Here is a 20,642-nt window from a genome sequence, read left to right as displayed (position 1 = left end):
GAAAACAGAGTTTTCGTCAAAAGTGTTCTTTCTAGCTTGAAAAGCGAACAGGTTTGAGACTTGCTTCGCAAGCCCTATCCGCCACCTCAAAGCAATGCTTTGAGCAATCACCTACTGTGCTATTCGCTTATCACTAAATGAGATAGAGTCAGAGATACTTTTTGACCAGCCTTATTTAAAGTATTTCTTTATCATAGAAATATTTACTACATTGATGTAGAGGTGGATAAAGACCACGATTGCAATAGGAAGGTATTGAACTTCACGTAATAGAAGCGAAATAGTAAACAGGAGGATGTAGAACGCTGGCAAAATGAACTGATTTAACTGAAAAAGAATCTTAAAGCTCTGCTCATAATGTGCTTCTCTTTCTGCTTCATCATAGGTCTTCATCAAGGTTAAAACATCTTCAGGAAATGTAACGATTGGCAATTTAAAATGCCGAACCTACTCAATTGTCTTTTGGAGACAATATTGTCCATATAGAATAAAAACAAGTACTACATAAGGAAATAAACTGCCTGTAATCAAAACACTATTTTTAGTAATGAATACATTAAATGATGTTAGTATATCAAAAATCGTCAAGATTGTCACAACGTCTAATAAGATAGTACCATATTCCAGATTTTCAAACATCTTCTGGTAAAGCTGCTCATTTAACTCATTTTCTTGATTCCGATTGTTTCTGAATTGTCCGACTAGACTGTAGTAAATAAATTGTCATGCAGAATAAAAGCAGATTGAGCACACGAATCATCCACCCAAAAGGTGTACTATTTAAAAAAGTTGGAAAATGGAAATTTCCGAGCCAACTATTTGCTACAAAAATTCCTAGCAAAACACTCACTACTAGTAAACCGATAATTTTCATCCATATTTTCATCGCTATTCTCCTTTAGATAAAATACATTTTCTACGTTTTCTCCAAAAATATGTGCAATCTTCAAGGCAATGATGACAGACGGAGCATACTCTCCCCGCTCAATCAAACTGACGGTTTGTCGAGAAACTCCTGCTTTTTTAGCCAACTCTGTTTGATTCAACCTATCTCGCGCTCGAAGTTCTTTTAATCGATTTTCCAGCTTCATATGCTCCTCTCCTTTCATCTCTATTGTAACTCATTCGTGTCATTTTTGACAACTATTATTGTCAAAAATGACATTATCATTGTCAATTCAATGTAGAAATTTATCCAATTCATATAAAAATCCCCCAAAATTAGTTTGTACCTAACTTTGAGGGAATCCCTTCAACATGATGTTGATTTTCTTACTTCAACTAGTCATTATTCTTTTTTGAACGTTTTGCTAAGATGAAGATGACAACTCCTAAAATGACAATTCCTACTAAACCAAGGAAGGTTACTTTTTCACCAGTTGACGGAAGGAAGCCACGTCTATTTTGTTTTGGCGCTTCTTTAACAACTTTATAATTCACTTTGTAAGTAGAGAAGTGTGTTGTTTTAAAGCTAATCGTTTGGTCTTCGTTGAGAACAAAATCAAATTTTTCCGCTTGCTTACCGTCTTTCATAGCATAAACAGAATCCACCGTAGCACCTTGTTTCACTGGTACTGTCACTAATGTGGAGCTAACTTGTGACACTGCTTCACCTTTTGGATTGGTCAAGGTAATGTCATAGCTGTCTGCGTTTTCTTCAATCGTCTTTTTAACTGCTAATTTGAGATTAGCCTTTACTAAATCTGCATTTTGCAAACGAACACCTGTAGCTGTATCCACTAAGGTATCAGAAGTTTCGTTTGGTTTTGGTTTTTCAACATCTGATGAACTAGATGTAGAAGTTTCGTTTGTACTTGACGAAGATTGAGATGTAGACGAAGTTGAAGATGACTCACTTGTACTTGAAGATGGTTCTGAGCTAGAGCTTGGTGGCGTTTGCTCATTTTTAATCTTTTCTTCCATTTCAGCTTCTAGAGCTTTCATTTCTTTAAAGACTTCCTCTGCACGCGCCATACTAGACGCAGTCACTTCTTCTGACGAAGCTCCACCTGCAGCTGCGTATTGTTCATCTAATTTGGCTTGTTCTTCAATCAATCGTGCTTCCAAAGCTTTCCATTTTTCTTGAATGCTATTGCCAAATAATTTTTGATGTTTGGCTGCCATATCGTAAATGTGTGACGCAACCCAGTACCACGAATTTTTGTCGTACTTCGTTGTATCAACTTGGTAAGCTGAATACGTATTGGTAATATTTCCATAATATGGTAGGTATGGAGCGAAACGAGGACTACCAACAGAAAGCCACATTGTGCCACCACCCATGCTAGCAGGGATATTATCTTTCAATTGGAAAATGTGCGCTTCCATTACGTTTGGATTGCCAAGAGGATATTTATAGACTGGATCTACTTTTCCACGCTGAGGAATGCCCTTCCCGTCCAATTCCATTTGGTCAAGGGGTTTAAATTGCGTTCCTTCAAAACGGTTCCGCTGCATCCGCATCACATCTGCAACGCTGATTTTTTTATTGCTAGATTGCAACAAATCAAAATATTTATCATCATAATTGACTGGTGCGTCTGGGTTCAAAGCCTTAATACCAGCCCAGGCCCGTGAACGATCAGCTTCTGCCATTGGCGGATTGTAAGATTGAGAAATATGGAACTTGCCATTGATTTCCTTGTAGGAATTTGCATCTCGTGCTACTTTTTCTACATTTTCTGAAGCAATGACATTTTCCTTATCATTAAAATCAACACTTCCTAAGAAGAAGGTATTAGGGAAAATACTATATTTGTCGTCTGGATATTTAATGGCAACATATTGATGACCAGATAAGATTTCCATGTACCAGACACCTGTCTTATCTGCAATTGTCACAATGTTTCCTTCAGCAGCACCTTGTTTTTTGACAATCTCTGCAATGAGCTCCACACCTTCACGAGCTGTTTTGACATGTGGCAAGACAACCGTTGTCATAATGGATTCTGCTAGCCCTTTTTCTACATAAGGATCAACTTTCTGGATAGCTTTATTCGCCTTAGCTGATACTGTAGCAGAAATGGAAACTCCATGCTCATTGAAGCCTACTTCATCAAAAATACCTTCTTTTGGTGTAACGTCCGAAACAGAAGTATATTTATAGCTATGTGCAGGTAATTGCCATTCAAAGCCATTCGTTTCATCAATCAGTTTTTCTCCTGCTTGATTGTCCTTGGCTGGATGAACTTTAAAGACTTTGTTATGATTAGGCTCCAAATCCTCTGTACGACCATACAAAGTCGAACCATCTGCTGTCAAGTTCTTCCCAACAATAAAACCTGTGCAGGCTTCAACTGCTTGAAAAGGAAAGAGAATAAGAGCAGATAACATAATTGTTAATCGAAAAATCAATTTTTTCATATATTTCTCCTTTTATGATTGCATGTTGAATACATCAACTTTTAAGAGTGAGCATCACTCTTATTACCTTTTTAAAACCGTATACCTTAAATTTAGTATACTATTTTAAATCTATTTTAGCAAGCGCTTTCATGTACAATTTATGTATCGATTATTCTTTTTGTCCTAAAATTTACAATAAAAAACCAGGAAATCATTCCTGGGTACATCGTTCATATTGTGAAATCTTTTGCAGTATTTTTTGGTAATCAGCAGTCTCTAAATGATACGTTAACTCTTCTGGAGTGTAGGAATTTTTTCTCAAAAAGAAATCGCTCGGCACTTCTAATCCTAAAGTATCCAAAACGGTCTGAGAAAATTCTACATAAGCAAATCCAATGGCTGTAATAACATTCTTGTCTTTTACAACAGGCTGATGGAGGAAATTTCCTGTTTCCAAAAAAGAAAAATACTCTACCAACTCCATATACAGACCACCTGTGTAATACCGGCTTCTCAACAAACCAGCTTTTCCTAAAAACATAGACGATGAGGAAATAGCCGCTACCATCGTCCGCTTTGTGTCTACCCTCTCCAAAAAAGAGATTAGTCTGGAATCATAAAGGCTAACAAATGGATCTAGTGTGCCTGGCAATATGATGCAATCATACTTTTCATTTTGCACTTCTTTAAAAGTAAAATCTGGAATAACTTGCAATCCTTCTTCACTCGTATAGACTTTCTTTTCTGAAGCAAGATAATCCAAAGATTGTCCAAAAGAAAGACAAAGTATTGATGTCAAAGTTGTGATTTCCTGCAATGAACATGCTGGATACAGCAAAACTGCTATTTTCATAGATGCTCCTTCTCGAAAGGTGAGGCATACCTCTTCTACAAGATTTTTATTTCCTATGTTTATCAGGATCCCAAACGAAACTTGCGATGAAACTGAAAGCAAATGTTAGTAAGCCAACAACAATTGACAGTAACAGAGCGATCAAACGGGGGAGCAACAATAATATATTTGTATTTTTTTTCACTTCAAGAGCTGCTACTTCTGCATCTAAACGATCAAATTCTGTCTGAATACGACGGGCGACTTCTTCCAGGCCTTCATCATTCATCTTTTTGATGTCTGAAATATCAATCGGTTGACCAAAATCCATGTCCACACGCTCACCTTTTGCTAAACCTTTCAGGCTCATCGGTCCTACATAAACAACTGGAAGAATGCGTACCTTTGCCATTTTAGCAATCAGTGCAACGCCACCTTTCACATCTGTCGAATGCCGACTTCCACTTGGAAACATAATCAAAGACCGATTGCTTGATTTCAACATCTTGACGGGGTATTTAATAGCAGATGCTCCTGGATTCTCACGGTCAATCGGAAATGCACCACACATGCGAATCCACCAGCCGAAAACGCGATTTGTGAACAGTTCTTTCTTTGCCATAAAGATAAATTGCTTGGGTCTTGTTGCAAAAGCCATGTAAACAGGATCCCACCAAGTACGGTGTGGAGCCACTAAAATATAATTTTCCTCTTGGTCTGGAATGTTCTCCAAATGGTGGTAGTGAGCATTACCATTTAAAGCCCATAAAATCAACATCACCAATCTTCTCAAATATCTATAAAACATAGGCTCTCCCTTCTTATTTCTTCCATTATACCTTATCCAATGCCCACTCGCAAACTTTTTTTGCTTTAAAACTGTTACAGCTGAATGGATTCTATTAGAAATTTTATTAAAAAAATGGTATGATTATCCTCATGAACATGAAAGAATTTACAGGATTAACCCACCAGCAAGTCCAAGAAAAAATTGCACAAGGACTTACCAATAATTTTACAGCCAATACAAGTACCAGCACCTGGCAAATCATCAAGCGCAATGTTTTTACGCTATTTAATGCACTAAATTTTGCAATTGCCCTGGCGCTTGTTGCTGTGCAAGCATGGAGCAACTTGGTTTTCTTTGCTGTTATCTGTTTTAATGCCCTCTCTGGTATCGTGACAGAATTGCGAGCTAAACACATGGTCGACAAACTGAATCTTTTAAACAAAGAAAAGATAACGGTCATTCGCGATGGCAAATCTAGTCAAATCAATCCAGAAGACTTAGTCTTGGATGACTGTATTCAACTGGCTACGGGGGAGCAGATTCCAAGTGACGCAACTGTTTTAGACGGTTTTGCAGAAGTGAACGAAGCCATGTTGACAGGTGAAAGTGACCTTGTTCAAAAGGAGATTGGGGAGCAATTGCTCTCAGGAAGTTTTCTTGCCAGCGGGCGTGTTATTGCTAAAATCACTCATGTAGGCTCTGATAATTATGCTTCTAAACTGATGCTAGAGGCTAAGACTGTCAAACCAATCAATTCTCGTATCATGAAATCCATGGACAGGATTGCAGGTTTTACAGGAAAAATCATTATCCCTTTCGGAATTGCGCTCTTTCTAGAAGCACTTTTGGTAAAACACTTGCCTGTCAAAGATTCGGTTGTCAATACTTCGACAGCTCTTCTGGGAATGTTGCCAAAAGGAATTGCTCTTTTAACGATTACTTCTCTTTTAACAGCTGTCATCAAGCTGGGCTTACGAAAAGTCCTCGTACAAGAAATGTACTCCGTTGAAACATTGGCCCGTGTTGATATGCTCTGTCTTGATAAGACAGGTACCATTACACAAGGAAAAATGCATGTTGAAACAGTCAGCCCACTCACAGAAGATTTTTCAGAACAAGCAATCTCTGACATTCTTAGTGCTTATATCACTGCAAGCGATGACAATAATCCAACTGCCCAAGCCATTCGCAAGCAATTTACTACTCCGACTGACTATCAAACAAGTAATATGATTCCATTTTCGAGTGACCGTAAATGGGGAGCTATGGAAATGTCGGACTTAGGTACTGTCTTTCTCGGTGCGCCTGAAATGCTCTTTCATGAAGAAATTGAGCTAGCACAGGAAGCTCAAAAGCGTGGTTCGCGTGTGCTCGCTTTAGCTATTAGTCCTGAACGCATTGGCCATAAACACATTCACTTACCAAGTAGCATTCAACCCATTGCCATTTTAGAAATCACAGACCCGATTCGTGACGGAGCAACTGATACTTTGGAATACTTACGCTCACAAGAAGTGGGCTTAAAAATCATCTCAGGTGACAATCCAATTACTGTATCAAACATTGCTGCAAAGGCAAGATTTGCAAACTACCAAAGTTATGTTGATTGCTCAAAAGTAACGGATCAAGAGTTGATTGAGCTGACAGAAAAGACAGCTATCTTTGGCCGCGTTTCTCCTCATCAAAAGAAACTTATCATTCAAACCCTGAAAAAAGCAGGGCACACCACAGCTATGACTGGTGACGGAGTCAATGATATTCTGGCATTACGGGAAGCAGACTGCTCAATTGCCATGGCTGAAGGAGATCCCGCAACACGACAAGTTGCCAATCTCGTTTTGCTCAATTCTGACTTTAACGATGTCCCTGAAATTCTCTTTGAAGGACGCCGTGTTGTTAATAATATCGCCCGCATTGCACCAATTTTCCTTATTAAAACAACTTATTCGTTCATTTTGACAATCATTTGTATTTCTAGTATCTTACTGGGACGAGCAGAATGGCTCTTGGTCTTTCCATTTATCCCCATTCAAATCACCTTAATTGACCAATTTGTTGAAGGTTTACCACCTTTTGTCCTCACCTTTGAGCGCAATATCAAACCAGTCGAACCCGACTTTCTTAAAAAAGCTATTTTTAAGGCTCTACCGAGCGGTTTAATGGTCGTCTTTAGCGTTTTATTTGTCAATATTTTCGGTGGGCTGCATGGCTGGTCACAGGTGGAAATCTCAACTCTACTTTATTATTTATTAGGCTCTATCGGCTTTCTATCTGTTGTTCGTGCCTGCCTGCCACTCAATCTCTGGCGAATTCTGCTGATCCTCTGGTCACTCATTGGCTTCTTTGGAACAGCCGTTCTCCTGCAAAAGTACATCGAAATCGCTACTCTAACCAGCAATAGCTTCCCAATCTATATCATTTTGATGATTTTATTTACAATTACTTTTATTGTCGTGACACACATACAGAACAAACGGGAGCAAAGTTTATAAATCTTAAGAATAATACCTATAAGCAGTAAGCAAAACCGTACATTTTTTGTCTTACTACTTATTTTTGTTGCTTCTTTTCCTCTACATCATGATATAATAAGGGTATATGGCAGAAATTCTTTTAAAAGACGGTGAGCGAATCAATCAGCTCTTTTCTACTGACGTCAAAATTATCCAAAATCGAGAGGTCTTTAGCTATTCAGTAGATAGCGTGCTCCTCTCCCGCTTTCCAAACTTACCTAAGCGTGGTCTTATCGTGGACCTCTGTGCCGGAAATGGTGCTGTTGGACTTTTTGCAAGCACGCGCACGAAAGCCCAAATCATAGCAGTTGAAATTCAAGAGAGACTGGCAGATATGGCAGAGCGCTCTATTGAGCTAAATGGCTTAACCCACCAAATGCAGGTCATTCAGGATGATTTGAAATATCTCACCCACTATATCGACGGTAGTAAAGTGGACATGATTTTATGCAATCCGCCTTATTTTAAAGTGGATGAACATTCTAATCTCAATGCAAGCCGACATTATCTACTTGCACGGCATGAAATTGCGACAAATCTGGAAGAAATCTGTCAAATTTCCCAACGGGTCTTGAAATCCAACGGACACTTAGCAATAGTTCATCGTCCCGAACGATTCCTTGATATTATTGACACCATGATAGCACACAATCTAGCTCCCAAACGTATTCAGTTTGTTTACCCAAAAGCAAATCGCGAAGCCAATATGCTCCTCATTGAAGCTATTAAAGATGGTTCTCGTGATGGTCTAAAAATCCTGCCACCGCTTTTCATTCATAATGAAGATGGCAGCTACACTCCAGAAATTCATGAGATTTACTATGGAAATTAAAGCCTATATGTACGTTCTGGAATGTTCCGATGGCTCTCTCTACACAGGGTATACGACCGATGTCAAAAAACGAGTAGACACACATAATGCTGGAAAAGGCGCCAAATATACCCGTGCACGATTACCTGTTACTCTTTTGTATCAAGAAGAATTTCCCAACAAACCTTCTGCCATGTCAGCCGAGGCCCTCTTTAAAAGAAAAACACGACAACAAAAATTAGAATATATTGCAGATAAGAAAAAGTAGAAAGCGGGAGGTCTTTCTACTTTTTTGCAATGATTTATTGGTTATTTTTCTTAGAAATGACAGCAACAAATACACTCAGAAAAACAACACCGATACCAGCTAAATATGACATGCTAGTTCCTGTACTTGGTAATAATTCTTTGGTTTTAGCTAATTTTTTGTCACTTGTAGTAGGCAAAGTTTCCTTGTTCCTATTCGTTTGAGAAGACTTCCCATTTTTATTAGACGAATCAGAATCTGTCAACCCAGCATGGGAGTTTTCTCCTTTTTGTTCTTTATTATTAGAATTTTCCTTTGTTTTTTTACCATCTTCATGCTGAACATTAGATGAAGATTGATTTTCTAGTGGTACAAGGGCTTGAATGGCAGTCTGTAATGCTTCACATTCTGCATCAATTTCTGCTTGTGTCGCATCATCTTTTTGTAAAATAGCTTGCACCTCTTCTACTTGTTCTTTTAAGTTCGCAAGTGAATCCTTTGTATAATGCATAGTTTCCGCTAATTTTTCTTTTGCCGAAGAAAGAGCGGTTCCCAACTTTGTCTTATCTACTCCTTCTCTGGTTAAAAGCAAATCGTCAATTGTTCCCCATGAACCTTTATTTGCTTTCACAAATACTCCCAGTGTCACCTCTGTCTCTTTTGTTAGTGTAAAGTTCAATTTCGCTGTCTGCCAATTTGACCAACCAGCTAGTTTGACTTTTTCACTTTGAACATTTACTGCCTCAGCACGAGCAAAAGCATAAATATCTTCAGAGCCATTCGTATCACCACCTTGAATTTGAGCAGAAAATTGATAAGTTCCTGCTGGAAGTGTTATCTTTCTTTCAATGCCAGTTGTGTAATCGTTTGCGCCATTGTAGAAATTCATGGCATACTTGCCTGTTTTAGGCGTGTCTTGTCTACGCTTGATAAAATCGTTAAAAGTATAATCTGAAAGATCTTCTTCCTCAAAGCTAGAATTTGATAACAAACTCTCTTGCAGCTCTGCTTCTTCATTCTTATCATATTTTAGATTTGTATTCAACCCAGTATAAACATATTTAAATGTTGCAAGTGATGGCAAAGCTTTTCCTGTAAAATCAAACAATGCTTGATTATCCCATTCAGAGCCACCGTAATTTTCCTGATTAACATTTGGATCATACCCAATGGCGGCACTAGAAGCCCAGCCCGAACCGTATTTTTCCCAAATAGGTGTATTTACTTCTTTTCCTTTGGAACTAACCGGTGTCCAAGCTGGTTCCCAATAAAAGATGCCTAATGCACTTGCTTTATTCGCTGCATCAATGACATCTCGTAAGGCATGCGATTGCCCCTGAACAGAGGCGGGATAGCTACCTACCAGCATTTGATTTTGTGTTCGGATAACATTTTGTTGACCATCTCCATCTTCTAATGTATAGGCATAAGAAGTCTCTGCTACAAGTGTCTTTTTCCCATACTTTTCGGTCACTGTCTTTAAAACTGAAGTCAGATTATCTAAATTACCATGCCAAAAACTATAATAACTAGTAGCAAATACATCATAATCAATATGGTGATCTGATAAACCTTTTGCGTAATTTAGTATCGTTTCCGTTTTATCTGGGTTTGTAAAATGAAAAGCTATCAGTATAGTTGCATCCACTTCTCGCACTGCTTTGGCGCCTGCTGCAAACAACTGATAGCGTTCCTCTCCTGCTTCACCTGCTATCCCGCTACTCGTTGTTTCATTACCAACTTGAACCATTCCAATATCGACACCAGCTGCTTTTATTTTTTGAAGGCTCGTTTTGGTGTATTGATATAAAGCCTCTGATTTTTCAGACACATTCATATTTGTCCAATCTTTTGGTGGAACTTGACGTCCTGGATCAGCCCAAAAATCTGAATAATGAAAGTCCACTAGTAGCCGCATACCATGTGCTGTAGCTCGTTTTCCAATCTCAATTGCCTTTTCTATATCGCTATTTCCAGCGCCATAACCATGTCCGTTATGATCATAAGGATTATTCCATACTCTGACACGAATATAATTCACACCATTTTCTTTCAAAATATCAAAGATATCTTTGACATTCCCATTTTCATCTTTGTACTCTACACCACTTTGTTCTTGAGCAATTACTGTCGAGACATCCGTCCCCATGATAAAATCAGATGATAAATTTTCTACTTTATCAACACGTATTTTAGTATTTTCATTAGCTTTAATAGGAATGACTCCTCCAAATAAACAAAGGCTAACAGCAAAAACAAGCGACAATCTTAATCCTATTTTCATACAGTTTTCCCATTTCTATTTTGTTTAATATTTTAGTATTCGCTTTAAAAAACTGATAAAACAAGAAATAGGTTTTATCAGTTTTTAAACAAACATTTTATAAGAAGGCTAGTTATTCAAAATGCGAAAGAACGAATTGCACAGCGCCTTTAGGATCACGTGTCAATTTGATATATTCAGCACCTTTTGTCGCAACAAGTTTGATGCCCAATTTATCCGTATCTTTCTTAATATCTTCATAGTAAGAATTGACTTGTGGAGCTAGCACAATCATGTCAAAATCTTTCATAATATCGTAGTGCGAACCATAAGCACCAGCTGTTGAACTAAGGTCTATGCCTAGTTCTACTGCGCCCTCTGTTAGTGCATTTGCTAGCATGGCGCTTGTCCCTGCACCGGCACATAGAACCAAAATATTATGATGCTTTCCATCTGCAACCGCTTGAATTTGATCGTCTATTTCTGCTTCTGCTGCTTCTTCGAGCTCCATCACTTCTGCCTTTTTTGCTTCTTCTTCTACTAATGAATCATCGTACGCTTTGATAAATGGAAGGTAGATGAAAGAATCAACTACAATCAACAACAGCATCAAGACAATAGATAAGATTCCTGCACCCGTACCTAAAATCAAGCCAATCGGTGCTGGCGTTGCCCAAGGAAGGACATACATAAAGCTATTCATACCTAACACATCAACAAAGAACTTGAAAGCACAAACATTGATTATTGGAGTGATTAAAAATGGAATAAAGAAATAAGGATTTAAAATAATCGGTGTTGCAAACAACAATGGTTCATTGACTGCAAAGCAAACCGGAACAAAGGAAGCTTTCCCGACAGCTTTTAATTGCTTAGATTTTGCAAAGAGCATGAAGAGGAATGGAACAACCAATGTTGCACCTGTACCCCCCATTGTGCCAACGAAGTTTCCAAGCCCTACTGTCAACACGTTTGAAGCATGATGACCTGCTTTTACCAACTGTAAATTTGTTTCCACATTTGCATAAATAATCGCGACAATAGCTGGTTCTACAATTGAAGGACCATGCACACCAACAAACCAGAAGAGCGCCATTGCTCCCCAAATAATTGAAATTCCTAAATAGCCATCAGCTGCAGTAAACAAAGGTTGGAGAAGTGTGATAACAGCTTCTGCAAACGAATGCCCAAAGAAATAACGTACGATTGTATCAATCAGAACAGCAGCAAATACTGCAAATGAAAATGGAAAGACATCACGGAAAGTTTGAGAAATTGTTCCAGGAACTTCTTTTGGCATCTTAATAGTAATGTCTTTCAATACACAGAATTTATAAACATTTACCGTGATAAAAGCTGCTACAAAAGCCGCTAAAATCCCTTTTGTTCCCATGTAGCCATTGGCTAAACCGTTTTCAATTTGATCCACACTTAAAAGGAGGAAGCTCACAATGGAAGCCAACATAACAGAAACCGAATTGATAGTCTTGTTGGTCGGCATATTGCGGTTCATTGATTCTGACAAACAACGAGCGGTCGTTGCGGACACGAGAATAGCTACTACACCCATAGAATAGCCATATACTTTCCAAAGCCAGGTGGAAACGTCATTTGGCAACTTAAATCCAAAAATTTCTGGAATTGCTGCTAGCAAGATAAAAATACTTGAAAATAAAATTGCAGGCATGGCGGCTAAAAAGCCGTCACGAATAGCGCCAAGATAAATATTGCGTGATATTTTTTCAAAGAAAGGTTTTCCTTTCTCAATTTGTTTGATAATTCCGTTCATGGAATTAGTCCTCCTTGTATTGATTTTTATATAATTCAATAAAATCTACGATCAATTCTTTTAACAATAATGTCGTCATCAAATGATCTTGACCGTGAATAAAGATAAATCCTAAATCTAAATCTTCCCCAGCTGCCTCTTGTGCTAAAATCTGCGTTTGTGAATTGTGGGCTAAATTCAAATTTTCATCTGCTTCTTTTAAAGTAGCATCTACATTTGTAAAATTCCCTTGACGAACCTCTTTCAGCAAATTCAGTAAACAACTACGTGCATCCCCCGAATAAGCTACGATTTCAAATCCCAACATTTGTAATTCGTTTTTATTCATCTTATCTCCCTTCTTAAATCACAATCTTTGTTTCACTAACATGCTTGTACCAATAAGCGGATTCCTTAGGGTAACGCTTTTGAGTTTCAAAATCAACGTAAAACAAGCCATAGCGTTTATTGTAGCCATTTGACCACGAGAAAACATCCATCAAAGACCAAAGGAAATACCCTTTTACCACAACACCGGCATCAATAGCTTTGCTTAAAGATTGCAAATACACTTTCAAATAATCAATCCGTGGCTTATCCATGACGATACCATTGTCAAACTCGTCTTTATAGCCCATTCCATTTTCAGTAATATAAATCTTTTGATAATGTGGATAGTCTTTCTTAATTCTCAATAAAAGGTCATACAAGCCTTCTGGGTAAATAATCCAATCCCAGTCTGTTCGTTCAATCCCTTCCTTGTAAATCCGTTCTCCAATGCCTTTCACTTTATAAAACGAAGTGCCTTTATCACCCGTTCCATTATGATGAATAGTTGATTCGCCCTGATAAGCCTTAACAAAATGACATTGATAATGGTTGATTCCAAGATAATCATTTCGGTGACTAGCTTTTTTCATTTCTTCAAAGTCGCTTTCAAGGAATTCATAACTAGCATTGTTAGCAGCGCAAATTTCATTAAGAGCTTCCATTGTTTCGTTTGAATAATAACCTAGATAAGTAGCATCTAGCAAGAAACGAATAGAAAGCGCATCATCCAGAAAAGCTGCATACTTATCTTCTTCGCTGTCTGTTGCTGGATATTTTGTTTCCAAAGAATGCACCACTCCAATTTCACCGAGGTAACCCTTTTCCTTAAAAAGATTTACTACACGCGCATGAGCGTACATCATATTGTGCAGGCATTGAATCACCTTACTCAAATCGTACTGAATCCCCGGAGGAAAGACACCGAGCAAGTATTGATTGGTCGCCACAGGATAAATTTCGTTAAAAGTGCTCCAATGATGAACCTCTGGAAATTCTTGAAAACAAAATTCAGCATATTCCACAAACGCTTCAATCGTATCACGATTGAGAAAATCACCTTGATCAAACAAAACTTTCGGAGTATCAAAGTGATGCAATGTAACAAATGGCAGGACGTGGTGTTTCGCACATTCAGCAAACACACGGTGATAAAAATCTACTCCTTCTTTATTCACTTCACCACGTCCATTCGGAAAAATCCGACTCCAAGCAATAGACAAGCGCAAACCATTGACGCCAAACTTCTCACACAACTCAATATCTTTTGAATATTGATGATAAAAATCGCTGGCTGGATCTGCCAAAAATCGTCCTTGCTTTTCTAAAAATTCATCCCAAGCGACCGGACCTTTTCCACCTTCTTTTGTAACTCCTTCTACTTGATAAGCAGCTGTTGCACCGCCAAAAATAAAATCTTCTGGTAATTGAAACATGTCTTCTCCTTTACAATAATCTTTGAATATGAATCACCAAATACACTTTCTCATTTGGATGAAGTCCTCCACCCAAATGCTGACGAATGACTTCATAAATATCTTCGCCAATTTGATAGGCTTCTGGATAATCCTTTTTGATATGTTCTTCTAAATTCTTCATGGAAACTTTTGAATCGCTGTCATCTTGATCCAAACGCTCAATAAAGTACGTCAAATGAATCATTAAGCGATCATAAAAATTACTATTCTTTTTTGTCCGCTTAATACCATGTTTTAAAAGTTCCTCTTGCACCAAAGCAATCATTTGTCGGGTCAGTGTTTGTTCATCTTTACTAATCACGACATCTTCACCTTTCGCATTGATAAACTGTAAGGCCAACCGCCCAATCTCATCTTTTGGAAAATCCACATCCAATTTTTCTTTTAAAATCACCAAAGCATGCTCAGCAATTTTGTACTCCGTCGGATATTGCTCCGACATATCCGGCAAGTGATTACTTTTATAAGTATTTCTTTGCAGCGCTTGATAACTACAATAAATATGATCTGTCAAAGTTACATAGATGTACTCTTGAACTGGAAATTGGAACTGTTGAATACCATAATCAATAATTTCATAACTAGTCGTGATAAAGTCCAAGGGAACATCTTTTAACAAAGCAGAAAAGTTTTCGCGCGATTCTTCACTTTTTAGTTGAAAGACTTTTTCTACTCGTTCTTCTGCCAGCAAATCCCCTTTTTTCTTTTTAAAAATGATACCGAGCCCCATGACAACAGCCTGTTCACCACTTTCATTTTTGACCACCGCAACATTATTATTTAGTGGCTGGACAATTCGAAACATTTGTGTCCTCCTTCCTAACAATATTTTTGTAAAACATAAAAAAACCATAAACAAACCAAGATTTTTTACTTGGGTCATTTATGGTCTCGCCTAATTTCTTAGTTACAATCCATGTTTTATTTAACTTTATGAATAGAGTTTAACACATTTTCAAACTTTTGTAAACCCTTTCTTACTTTATTTTTTAAAAATTTATACAAAATGGATAATTTGTGTAAATTTAAAATCTTTCATTCTATACTTTTAAAAACAGCTTACTTCTGCGCAATACCATTTGGGATAATGACTTCTTTGAGCAGTTTCTCTTCTTCCTTGATGCGATTATACAAAACTACCGCATACAGAGGAAATAGAATACAAAATGAAATTAGTGCATGACAAAGTAATGCTAAACCAATCAACTCTGGAACGATATTCAAGAAATAATTTGGGTGTTTCACATAGCGGAAAAGCCAATGATCGACAAACTTATGATCGTTTACAAGCATCAATTTCACTGTCCAAATGTCCCCTAATAATTGCGTCACAACATAGAGCATAAACATTGAAAATAGCAATAGCCCCAAACCTATAGCACTAAGTGCGTCAAACCAAACCTGACGTATCGTAGCTTCAGCAAAGCAAGAAAGGTAAAATAAAATGTGAAGAATAGTGATATACTTAGTATTTTGCACGCCATATTCGCGCCCACCATTTGCCAATATCGCTTTCTCATTCTTCATCGATATTTTTAGAAATACCAACCGAAATACAAATACCGCTAAAACAATAAGTCCTGATAAAGTCATACGACCTCCTTATAATAAAATAATCTATTTTATTATATAAAGTGGGGATTTCCTAAGTCAATACATTCAAAAAATATCATATAAACTGTAGAAAGAATTTACAATGTTGTTAGTTCGATTTCGTCTACAATTCGTTTTACATCGGCTGGGTCTACTTTTGGAGTCCATTGCAGGCAGTTAGCTGTTGCATAAGCACAGGCACGAATGACAGCCTCTCTATCAACTCTCCCCTTACTTTCTAAAGCATGGCATAGACTTCCAAGGAAAAAGTCGCCTGACGCAATAGGATTTTTAACATGAATTATTGGAAACGTCAGTTGGAAAACATCATCCTGCAGGCGTGCTACGACTCCTTTTCCTCCCATTGTCACAATGAAATAGGGAATTTCATCATATTCTTTGAGAAGTTTTGCTGCTTCTTCTGCAGTTTCAACTGGACATCCTGTTAATTCTGCCAATTCTTCATCGTTAATTTTTACAATGTCAGGTTGTGCTGAAAAAGCTGCTTTTAGTGCGACACCGCTTGTGTCTACTACTAAATTCACATTCTCTGGCAAAAGACGACCAATTTGTGCAATATAATCATCTGGCATCCCTTTCATCAAAGAGCCAGAAAACACAACGCTATCGCCAGATTGAATGCGCTTTATAAGATTTGCAGTGAATTGTTCTAATAAATCCTTATTCAGCTCAAATCCCGCTTCATACACAAGATAGGTCTTTCCTAATTCTGTATCAATCATAATTGTACAAGTACGCGTATTTTTATCAACTTCTGTCACAACGAGCGGAATACCGTCTTCTTCATTTAATTGTTGAATATATTCGCCCATTTTGCCACCTAACATTGTATGAATGCAAAAATTTCCTTGTTCTTCGCCTTTTTCGCAATTCAGGACATAAGCCACATTAAAACTCTTTCCGCCAGCATTTTCATGCACTTGACTTGGTCGGTTGACCACATCTTCTTTAAACTGACTAAGTAAAACTGTCCGATCCAAAGCTGGATTTGGACAAACTAAATGGATCATGTTTCTTCCTTTCTTTTTTTTCAATCAAAAGCCAGACTATTTCAAAAGGAATAGTCCAGCTTATTGTTATTTTATTATTCTATTTTGCATTTGTAGCGTATTCTTCATTTCGCTTAATCATTTGTTTTCTATACCAAGCAAAGATACCAATATAGAACACTAGAAAGACAATAACACCAAAGATAGCTTTGATATCGCCTGTTGTAGCATTTCCGATTGTCCAACCAAGTAATTTTTCAATTGGACCTTCAAGAGTAGAGTGGGTAATCAATTGTGTGCTAGCTACCCCTTTAGGAAATGCATCTACGCCTTTCGCTAAGTCCGTAACAAATGGCGCAATAAGTGTTCCAGATAGAAGGAAGAGCGGAAGCAACAAAGTTCCAAATACAATCATTCGGATAAGCTTACCACGTGTAACAACCAGAAGTGCTGGAGTAACACCCATTGCAATAATCCCAGCAAGTGGCAAAATACCATTTCCGACTTTAGAAAGAAGGACTGCTTCTACTAGCATAATTGGTGCTAAAACATTGGCACATGCCCAGATTTCTGCACGACCTGCGATAAATGGCCAGTCAAGTCCAATATTGAATTTACGTCCTTGAAGACGTTTTGTTGCAACATTTGTAATTCCTTGTGAAAGAGGTTCTACTGCCGCGATGAACCAAGAACCAATAAGTGAGAACAATTCCAAGCAGACACCAGCTGTCAAACCAAGAGACAACCAACCTTTGATAACAAGTGACCATTTTGCTGCTTCGGCAACGCCAGATACTGGATGCGGCGTTCCCATAATTCCAATTACAATCCCAAGGATAAATCCAATGAAGAATTTAGAGCCCCAGAAACCAATTTTCTTATTCAGCTTGGCAGCGTCAAAATCATACTTATCCAGCCAAGGGAAAAATTTATCAAAAATCTTATCCAAAACCATAATGACTGGATTCATCATGTAGTTCATGTGAGTAGATGTCATTGGAGACGAACTTGGTGCATTGAGCAAGTCATCAAATGTTGGCTTCATTAAGTCCGAGTTAATAATTTTCATTACTCCAACGAGTACAACGGCAAGCGTTGCGACAAAGAGAGAAACACCTTGGCTAACACCATTATTGTCCGCATACCATTTGATCAACAGACCTGTGATTGATAGATGCCAAATATCAAAAATATCAACATCTAAGGTATCTGTCTTTTTTGTAATCAACATCACAACATTGACGATGAGCATAATGAGTAAGAAGTAAAGCGTCCAAGCAGAACCCCATGTAATCGTCGCCAATGGTGCCCAACCAACGTCTGTAATATTAAGTTGAATTCCTGTATTTTCAACGAATTTCGCAAGTGAAGCCGAGAAAGCACCATTTAACATACCGATAATAGCACCAATACCCGTAAGAGCTATGGCAAGTTTAATACCACCTTCCAAGGCTTTGGAAAACTTCACTCCAAAGCATAAAGCAAGCACCGTCAAGACTATCAACATGATAATTGGTGCACCCATATCCAAAATGGGTTTAAAGAAGCGATTCGCTAAGTCAATAATGACATTCATAAAAAATCCTCCCGATTTTATTTTTTGAATGATAGTGAATGAAAAGTGAAATAACTATTTCAGTAGATAAAAATTGTTTTTATCTAGCGTTTCAATTTTTCATTTTTTTGTTTTTTTCTAATGAATTACTTTAACTAAGTCCATGTTCCTTAATAGCTGCTTCAATATTGTCATATACTGGTGCACTCATGGCTGGAATACGGAATAAAATTGGTCCTGCTTCAATAACAGGAATCCCCGGTTCAAATCCCAAATCCGTGGCTGCTATTGGTGTGAAAATATCATAACCTTTTATCAAGTCTTCATTCACATCTTTGACCATTACCGCATCGCATTGGACATCATAGCCGCGATTTGAAAGTTCTTCTTCAAGAGCATTTTTGATTTGGTGGCTTGAGTTTACTCCTGCTCCGCAAGCTGCTAAAATTTTAATCATTGTAACATCCTCCATTTTTATTTTTAATGATTTATTGTTTCCGATATATAATGAAATAGTTTATCTGCCTCATCCAGCTCGGATAAGGACTCTAGGTTGCCGTCAGCAGTAAAGAAATCCATCAATTGAGCCAATATATTCGTTTGACTGGCATTAGAATTATTGATAATGAAGAACAAAAGCGATACTTGTACTTCATTTGACGGAACAATCATATTATGAAAAGTCACCGGCTGATCTAAGCGGACTACAACCACCTTTTCTGCTAAATTATGGACAATATCCGTATGCGGAATTGCTACATTCGGCAAATCTTTCCCTAAAAATTCCATGTCCAGCCCCGTAGGAAAGGACTTCTCTCGCTCAATCAAGGCGTCTTTATAAGAAGACGTTACAATGTGCCTCTCCTCAAGGAGATTTGCAACCTGATTGAAAAGCTCTTCTTGACTGTCAGCATGCAGACAAAAGACTAAATCTTTATCGAACAACTGATAAAGTTCCATCATAGCCTCCTTCTATTTTGTTCTATTTTGTTTATAACCAAAGTATATCATTATATGTAAACGGTGTCAATAGTTTGTTTTGTTTTTTTATGTTATTTTTTGTTTGACAATATTTGCATGAGATGTTATGATGTTGTTGTGAAATAAAAAAAGGAGGTATAACAATGAAAGTTATACTAGGTACAGACCGTGATGGTTTTGAGTTAAAAAATAAAGTAAAAACTCATTTACTCCAACTTGGTTATGACATTAAAGATCTCAACGAACAAGAAGGTGCTGCTGATTTTGTCGACTCGACAGATGCTCTTGTTGAAGAATTACGAAAAGATGATACTGCCCGTGGTATTTTGTTTGATCGCTTTGCAATTGGTTCTTATATGGTTGCGAATAAACACCGTGGCATCATTTGTGCTGCTGTTTCAGATGAGCATTCTGCCATGATGACCATTCGCCACAATTCTACACGCATTATAACTCTCGGTGCAGCTATTCTCGGTGAAGAATTGGCAAATGCCTGTGCAGAAGCTTATTTAAAAGCTGACTATGATGCTGGACGCCACCAAGTTCGCATTGACATGCTTAATAAATTATGTTAAAGGGTAGGAGGAAAAATTATGAAAATCGCTCTCGGCTGTGACCATATCGTAACAGATACAAAAATGAAAATTTCTGAACATTTAAAAGACCTCGGTCATGAAGTCATTGATGTCGGAACCTATGACTTTCACCGGACTCATTACCCAATCTTTGGTCGTCTGATTGCAGAAAATGTTGTTTCAGGAAAAGCTGATCTTGGAATTGCCCTTTGTGGTACAGGAGTCGGTATCTCTGCTTCTGCTGACAAAGTTCCCGGTACTCGTGTAGCTCTTGTTGGTGACGTTCTAACCGCACGCTATGCAAAGAAAGAACTCAATGCAAATATCATCGCTTTTGGTGGACGTATTCTTGGTCAAAATCTTATTCATAATATCGTTGATGTCTTTCTTGAAACAGAGTACGAACCAACAGAAGCCAACAAACAATTGATTAAAAAAATCGATAATAGCATTGAAGTTAGCCCTGAAATCGCTAAAAATGACCATATTTTCGATGAAGAAAATGCTAAATGGGCTCGCGGTGAATACCACGACTAAAAACTCAATACTCAGAA

At 37.8% G+C, this 20,642-nt stretch carries 20 protein-coding genes; 5 read left to right on the top strand and 15 right to left on the bottom strand.

Annotated features, from left to right (window positions below):
• Nucleotides 1–171: 171 nt before the first annotated feature.
• The 5 genes from HMPREF2634_RS10240 to HMPREF2634_RS07060 form a co-directional block, all read right to left on the bottom strand.
• Nucleotides 172–432 (bottom strand): DUF3169 family protein, encoded by a 261-nt coding sequence (locus HMPREF2634_RS10240; RefSeq protein WP_041784024.1) that lies wholly within the window; start codon nucleotides 430–432, stop codon nucleotides 172–174.
• A 383-nt stretch (nucleotides 433–815) separates the two neighbouring features.
• The gene (locus tag HMPREF2634_RS07075) at nucleotides 816–1,091 is read right to left on the bottom strand and encodes a helix-turn-helix transcriptional regulator (protein ID WP_080655061.1); all 276 of its coding nucleotides are present in this window, start codon (nucleotides 1,089–1,091) and stop codon (nucleotides 816–818) included.
• 190 nt (nucleotides 1,092–1,281) lie between these two features.
• Entirely contained in the window at nucleotides 1,282–3,363 is a 2,082-nt protein-coding gene (locus HMPREF2634_RS07070) for a C69 family dipeptidase (RefSeq protein WP_021001906.1), read from the bottom strand.
• Between the two features lie 193 nt (nucleotides 3,364–3,556).
• Nucleotides 3,557–4,198, bottom strand: coding sequence for a DJ-1/PfpI family protein (locus HMPREF2634_RS07065; protein ID WP_021001907.1), 642 nt, complete (start codon nucleotides 4,196–4,198; stop codon nucleotides 3,557–3,559).
• 46 nt (nucleotides 4,199–4,244) lie between these two features.
• Nucleotides 4,245–4,985 (bottom strand): lysophospholipid acyltransferase family protein, encoded by a 741-nt coding sequence (locus HMPREF2634_RS07060; RefSeq protein WP_070836426.1) that lies wholly within the window; start codon nucleotides 4,983–4,985, stop codon nucleotides 4,245–4,247.
• Between the two features lie 119 nt (nucleotides 4,986–5,104).
• On the opposite strand from HMPREF2634_RS07060, the gene HMPREF2634_RS07055 reads away from it, so the two are divergent.
• The 3 genes from HMPREF2634_RS07055 (at nucleotide 5,105) to HMPREF2634_RS07045 (ending at nucleotide 8,559) form a co-directional block, all read left to right on the top strand.
• A complete protein-coding gene (locus HMPREF2634_RS07055) occupies nucleotides 5,105–7,459 on the top strand; it encodes a cation-translocating P-type ATPase (RefSeq protein ID WP_070836424.1) in 2,355 nt (784 codons plus the stop codon).
• 106 nt (nucleotides 7,460–7,565) lie between these two features.
• Entirely contained in the window at nucleotides 7,566–8,312 is a 747-nt protein-coding gene (locus tag HMPREF2634_RS07050) for a tRNA1(Val) (adenine(37)-N6)-methyltransferase (protein WP_003023793.1), read from the top strand.
• Complete coding sequence (locus HMPREF2634_RS07045; protein WP_003023791.1) at nucleotides 8,302–8,559, top strand: GIY-YIG nuclease family protein; 258 nt, start codon at nucleotides 8,302–8,304, stop codon at nucleotides 8,557–8,559. The genes HMPREF2634_RS07050 and HMPREF2634_RS07045 overlap by 11 nt, the downstream gene beginning before the upstream one ends.
• A 34-nt stretch (nucleotides 8,560–8,593) precedes the next feature.
• On the opposite strand, the gene HMPREF2634_RS07040 is transcribed toward HMPREF2634_RS07045, so the two are convergent.
• The 10 genes from HMPREF2634_RS07040 to HMPREF2634_RS06995 all read right to left on the bottom strand — a co-directional run bounded on the left by HMPREF2634_RS07040 (nucleotide 8,594) and on the right by HMPREF2634_RS06995 (nucleotide 19,492).
• Nucleotides 8,594–10,822, bottom strand: a complete 2,229-nt coding sequence (locus tag HMPREF2634_RS07040; protein WP_070836422.1) for a glycosyl hydrolase 53 family protein — start codon at nucleotides 10,820–10,822, stop codon at nucleotides 8,594–8,596.
• Between the two features lie 112 nt (nucleotides 10,823–10,934).
• Complete coding sequence (locus tag HMPREF2634_RS07035) at nucleotides 10,935–12,590, bottom strand: PTS lactose transporter subunit IIBC (RefSeq protein WP_021001912.1); 1,656 nt, start codon at nucleotides 12,588–12,590, stop codon at nucleotides 10,935–10,937.
• A gap of 4 nt (nucleotides 12,591–12,594) precedes the next feature.
• On the bottom strand, nucleotides 12,595–12,918 hold the full coding sequence (locus tag HMPREF2634_RS07030) for a PTS sugar transporter subunit IIA (protein WP_021001913.1): 324 nt from the start codon (nucleotides 12,916–12,918) through the stop codon (nucleotides 12,595–12,597).
• A 13-nt stretch (nucleotides 12,919–12,931) separates the two neighbouring features.
• On the bottom strand, nucleotides 12,932–14,332 hold the full coding sequence (lacG, locus tag HMPREF2634_RS07025) for a 6-phospho-beta-galactosidase (RefSeq protein ID WP_070836420.1): 1,401 nt from the start codon (nucleotides 14,330–14,332) through the stop codon (nucleotides 12,932–12,934).
• A 10-nt stretch (nucleotides 14,333–14,342) separates the two neighbouring features.
• Complete coding sequence (locus tag HMPREF2634_RS07020) at nucleotides 14,343–15,179, bottom strand: PRD domain-containing protein (RefSeq protein WP_021001915.1); 837 nt, start codon at nucleotides 15,177–15,179, stop codon at nucleotides 14,343–14,345.
• A 254-nt stretch (nucleotides 15,180–15,433) separates the two neighbouring features.
• On the bottom strand, nucleotides 15,434–15,967 hold the full coding sequence (locus HMPREF2634_RS07015; protein ID WP_021001916.1) for an isoprenylcysteine carboxyl methyltransferase family protein: 534 nt from the start codon (nucleotides 15,965–15,967) through the stop codon (nucleotides 15,434–15,436).
• Between the two features lie 98 nt (nucleotides 15,968–16,065).
• On the bottom strand, nucleotides 16,066–16,998 hold the full coding sequence (locus HMPREF2634_RS07010) for a 1-phosphofructokinase family hexose kinase (protein WP_021001917.1): 933 nt from the start codon (nucleotides 16,996–16,998) through the stop codon (nucleotides 16,066–16,068).
• Nucleotides 16,999–17,077: 79 nt separating this feature from the next.
• Entirely contained in the window at nucleotides 17,078–18,553 is a 1,476-nt protein-coding gene (locus HMPREF2634_RS07005) for a PTS galactitol transporter subunit IIC (RefSeq protein WP_003023771.1), read from the bottom strand.
• 130 nt (nucleotides 18,554–18,683) lie between these two features.
• Nucleotides 18,684–18,989, bottom strand: coding sequence for a PTS sugar transporter subunit IIB (locus HMPREF2634_RS07000; RefSeq protein ID WP_003023769.1), 306 nt, complete (start codon nucleotides 18,987–18,989; stop codon nucleotides 18,684–18,686).
• A 23-nt stretch (nucleotides 18,990–19,012) separates the two neighbouring features.
• Nucleotides 19,013–19,492, bottom strand: coding sequence for a PTS sugar transporter subunit IIA (locus HMPREF2634_RS06995; RefSeq protein WP_003023767.1), 480 nt, complete (start codon nucleotides 19,490–19,492; stop codon nucleotides 19,013–19,015).
• 164 nt (nucleotides 19,493–19,656) lie between these two features.
• Between HMPREF2634_RS06995 and lacA the strand changes: the two genes are divergently transcribed.
• On the top strand, nucleotides 19,657–20,088 hold the full coding sequence (lacA, locus tag HMPREF2634_RS06990) for a galactose-6-phosphate isomerase subunit LacA (protein ID WP_021001918.1): 432 nt from the start codon (nucleotides 19,657–19,659) through the stop codon (nucleotides 20,086–20,088).
• Between the two features lie 18 nt (nucleotides 20,089–20,106).
• Entirely contained in the window at nucleotides 20,107–20,625 is a 519-nt protein-coding gene (lacB, locus tag HMPREF2634_RS06985; protein WP_003023763.1) for a galactose-6-phosphate isomerase subunit LacB, read from the top strand.
• Nucleotides 20,626–20,642 lie beyond the last annotated feature (17 nt).

Origin of the sequence: Streptococcus sp. HMSC034B03 (assembly GCF_001838575.1) — a bacterium.
GTDB classification, from domain to species: domain Bacteria; phylum Bacillota; class Bacilli; order Lactobacillales; family Streptococcaceae; genus Streptococcus; species Streptococcus anginosus.
Note: the sequence above shows the minus strand (reverse complement) of the source record. Positions and strands in the feature narration are given on the sequence as shown.

Excerpts from the sequence above, each read along its gene's own strand:
- HMPREF2634_RS07075 (WP_080655061.1), bottom strand. The coding sequence starts at position 1,091 with ATGAAGCTGGAAAATCGATTAAAAGAACTTCGAGCGCGAGATAGGTTG.
- HMPREF2634_RS07070 (WP_021001906.1), bottom strand. The coding sequence starts at position 3,363 with ATGAAAAAATTGATTTTTCGATTAACAATTATGTTATCTGCTCTTATT.
- HMPREF2634_RS07065 (WP_021001907.1), bottom strand. The coding sequence starts at position 4,198 with ATGAAAATAGCAGTTTTGCTGTATCCAGCATGTTCATTGCAGGAAATC.
- HMPREF2634_RS07060 (WP_070836426.1), bottom strand. The coding sequence starts at position 4,985 with ATGTTTTATAGATATTTGAGAAGATTGGTGATGTTGATTTTATGGGCT.
- HMPREF2634_RS07055 (WP_070836424.1), top strand. The coding sequence starts at position 5,105 with ATGATTATCCTCATGAACATGAAAGAATTTACAGGATTAACCCACCAG.
- HMPREF2634_RS07050 (WP_003023793.1), top strand. The coding sequence starts at position 7,566 with ATGGCAGAAATTCTTTTAAAAGACGGTGAGCGAATCAATCAGCTCTTT.
- HMPREF2634_RS07045 (WP_003023791.1), top strand. The coding sequence starts at position 8,302 with ATGGAAATTAAAGCCTATATGTACGTTCTGGAATGTTCCGATGGCTCT.
- HMPREF2634_RS07040 (WP_070836422.1), bottom strand. The coding sequence starts at position 10,822 with ATGAAAATAGGATTAAGATTGTCGCTTGTTTTTGCTGTTAGCCTTTGT.
- HMPREF2634_RS07035 (WP_021001912.1), bottom strand. The coding sequence starts at position 12,590 with ATGAACGGAATTATCAAACAAATTGAGAAAGGAAAACCTTTCTTTGAA.
- HMPREF2634_RS07030 (WP_021001913.1), bottom strand. The coding sequence starts at position 12,918 with ATGAATAAAAACGAATTACAAATGTTGGGATTTGAAATCGTAGCTTAT.
- lacG (WP_070836420.1), bottom strand. The coding sequence starts at position 14,332 with ATGTTTCAATTACCAGAAGATTTTATTTTTGGCGGTGCAACAGCTGCT.
- HMPREF2634_RS07020 (WP_021001915.1), bottom strand. The coding sequence starts at position 15,179 with ATGTTTCGAATTGTCCAGCCACTAAATAATAATGTTGCGGTGGTCAAA.
- HMPREF2634_RS07015 (WP_021001916.1), bottom strand. The coding sequence starts at position 15,967 with ATGACTTTATCAGGACTTATTGTTTTAGCGGTATTTGTATTTCGGTTG.
- HMPREF2634_RS07010 (WP_021001917.1), bottom strand. The coding sequence starts at position 16,998 with ATGATCCATTTAGTTTGTCCAAATCCAGCTTTGGATCGGACAGTTTTA.
- HMPREF2634_RS07005 (WP_003023771.1), bottom strand. The coding sequence starts at position 18,553 with ATGAATGTCATTATTGACTTAGCGAATCGCTTCTTTAAACCCATTTTG.
- HMPREF2634_RS07000 (WP_003023769.1), bottom strand. The coding sequence starts at position 18,989 with ATGATTAAAATTTTAGCAGCTTGCGGAGCAGGAGTAAACTCAAGCCAC.
- HMPREF2634_RS06995 (WP_003023767.1), bottom strand. The coding sequence starts at position 19,492 with ATGGAACTTTATCAGTTGTTCGATAAAGATTTAGTCTTTTGTCTGCAT.
- lacA (WP_021001918.1), top strand. The coding sequence starts at position 19,657 with ATGAAAGTTATACTAGGTACAGACCGTGATGGTTTTGAGTTAAAAAAT.
- lacB (WP_003023763.1), top strand. The coding sequence starts at position 20,107 with ATGAAAATCGCTCTCGGCTGTGACCATATCGTAACAGATACAAAAATG.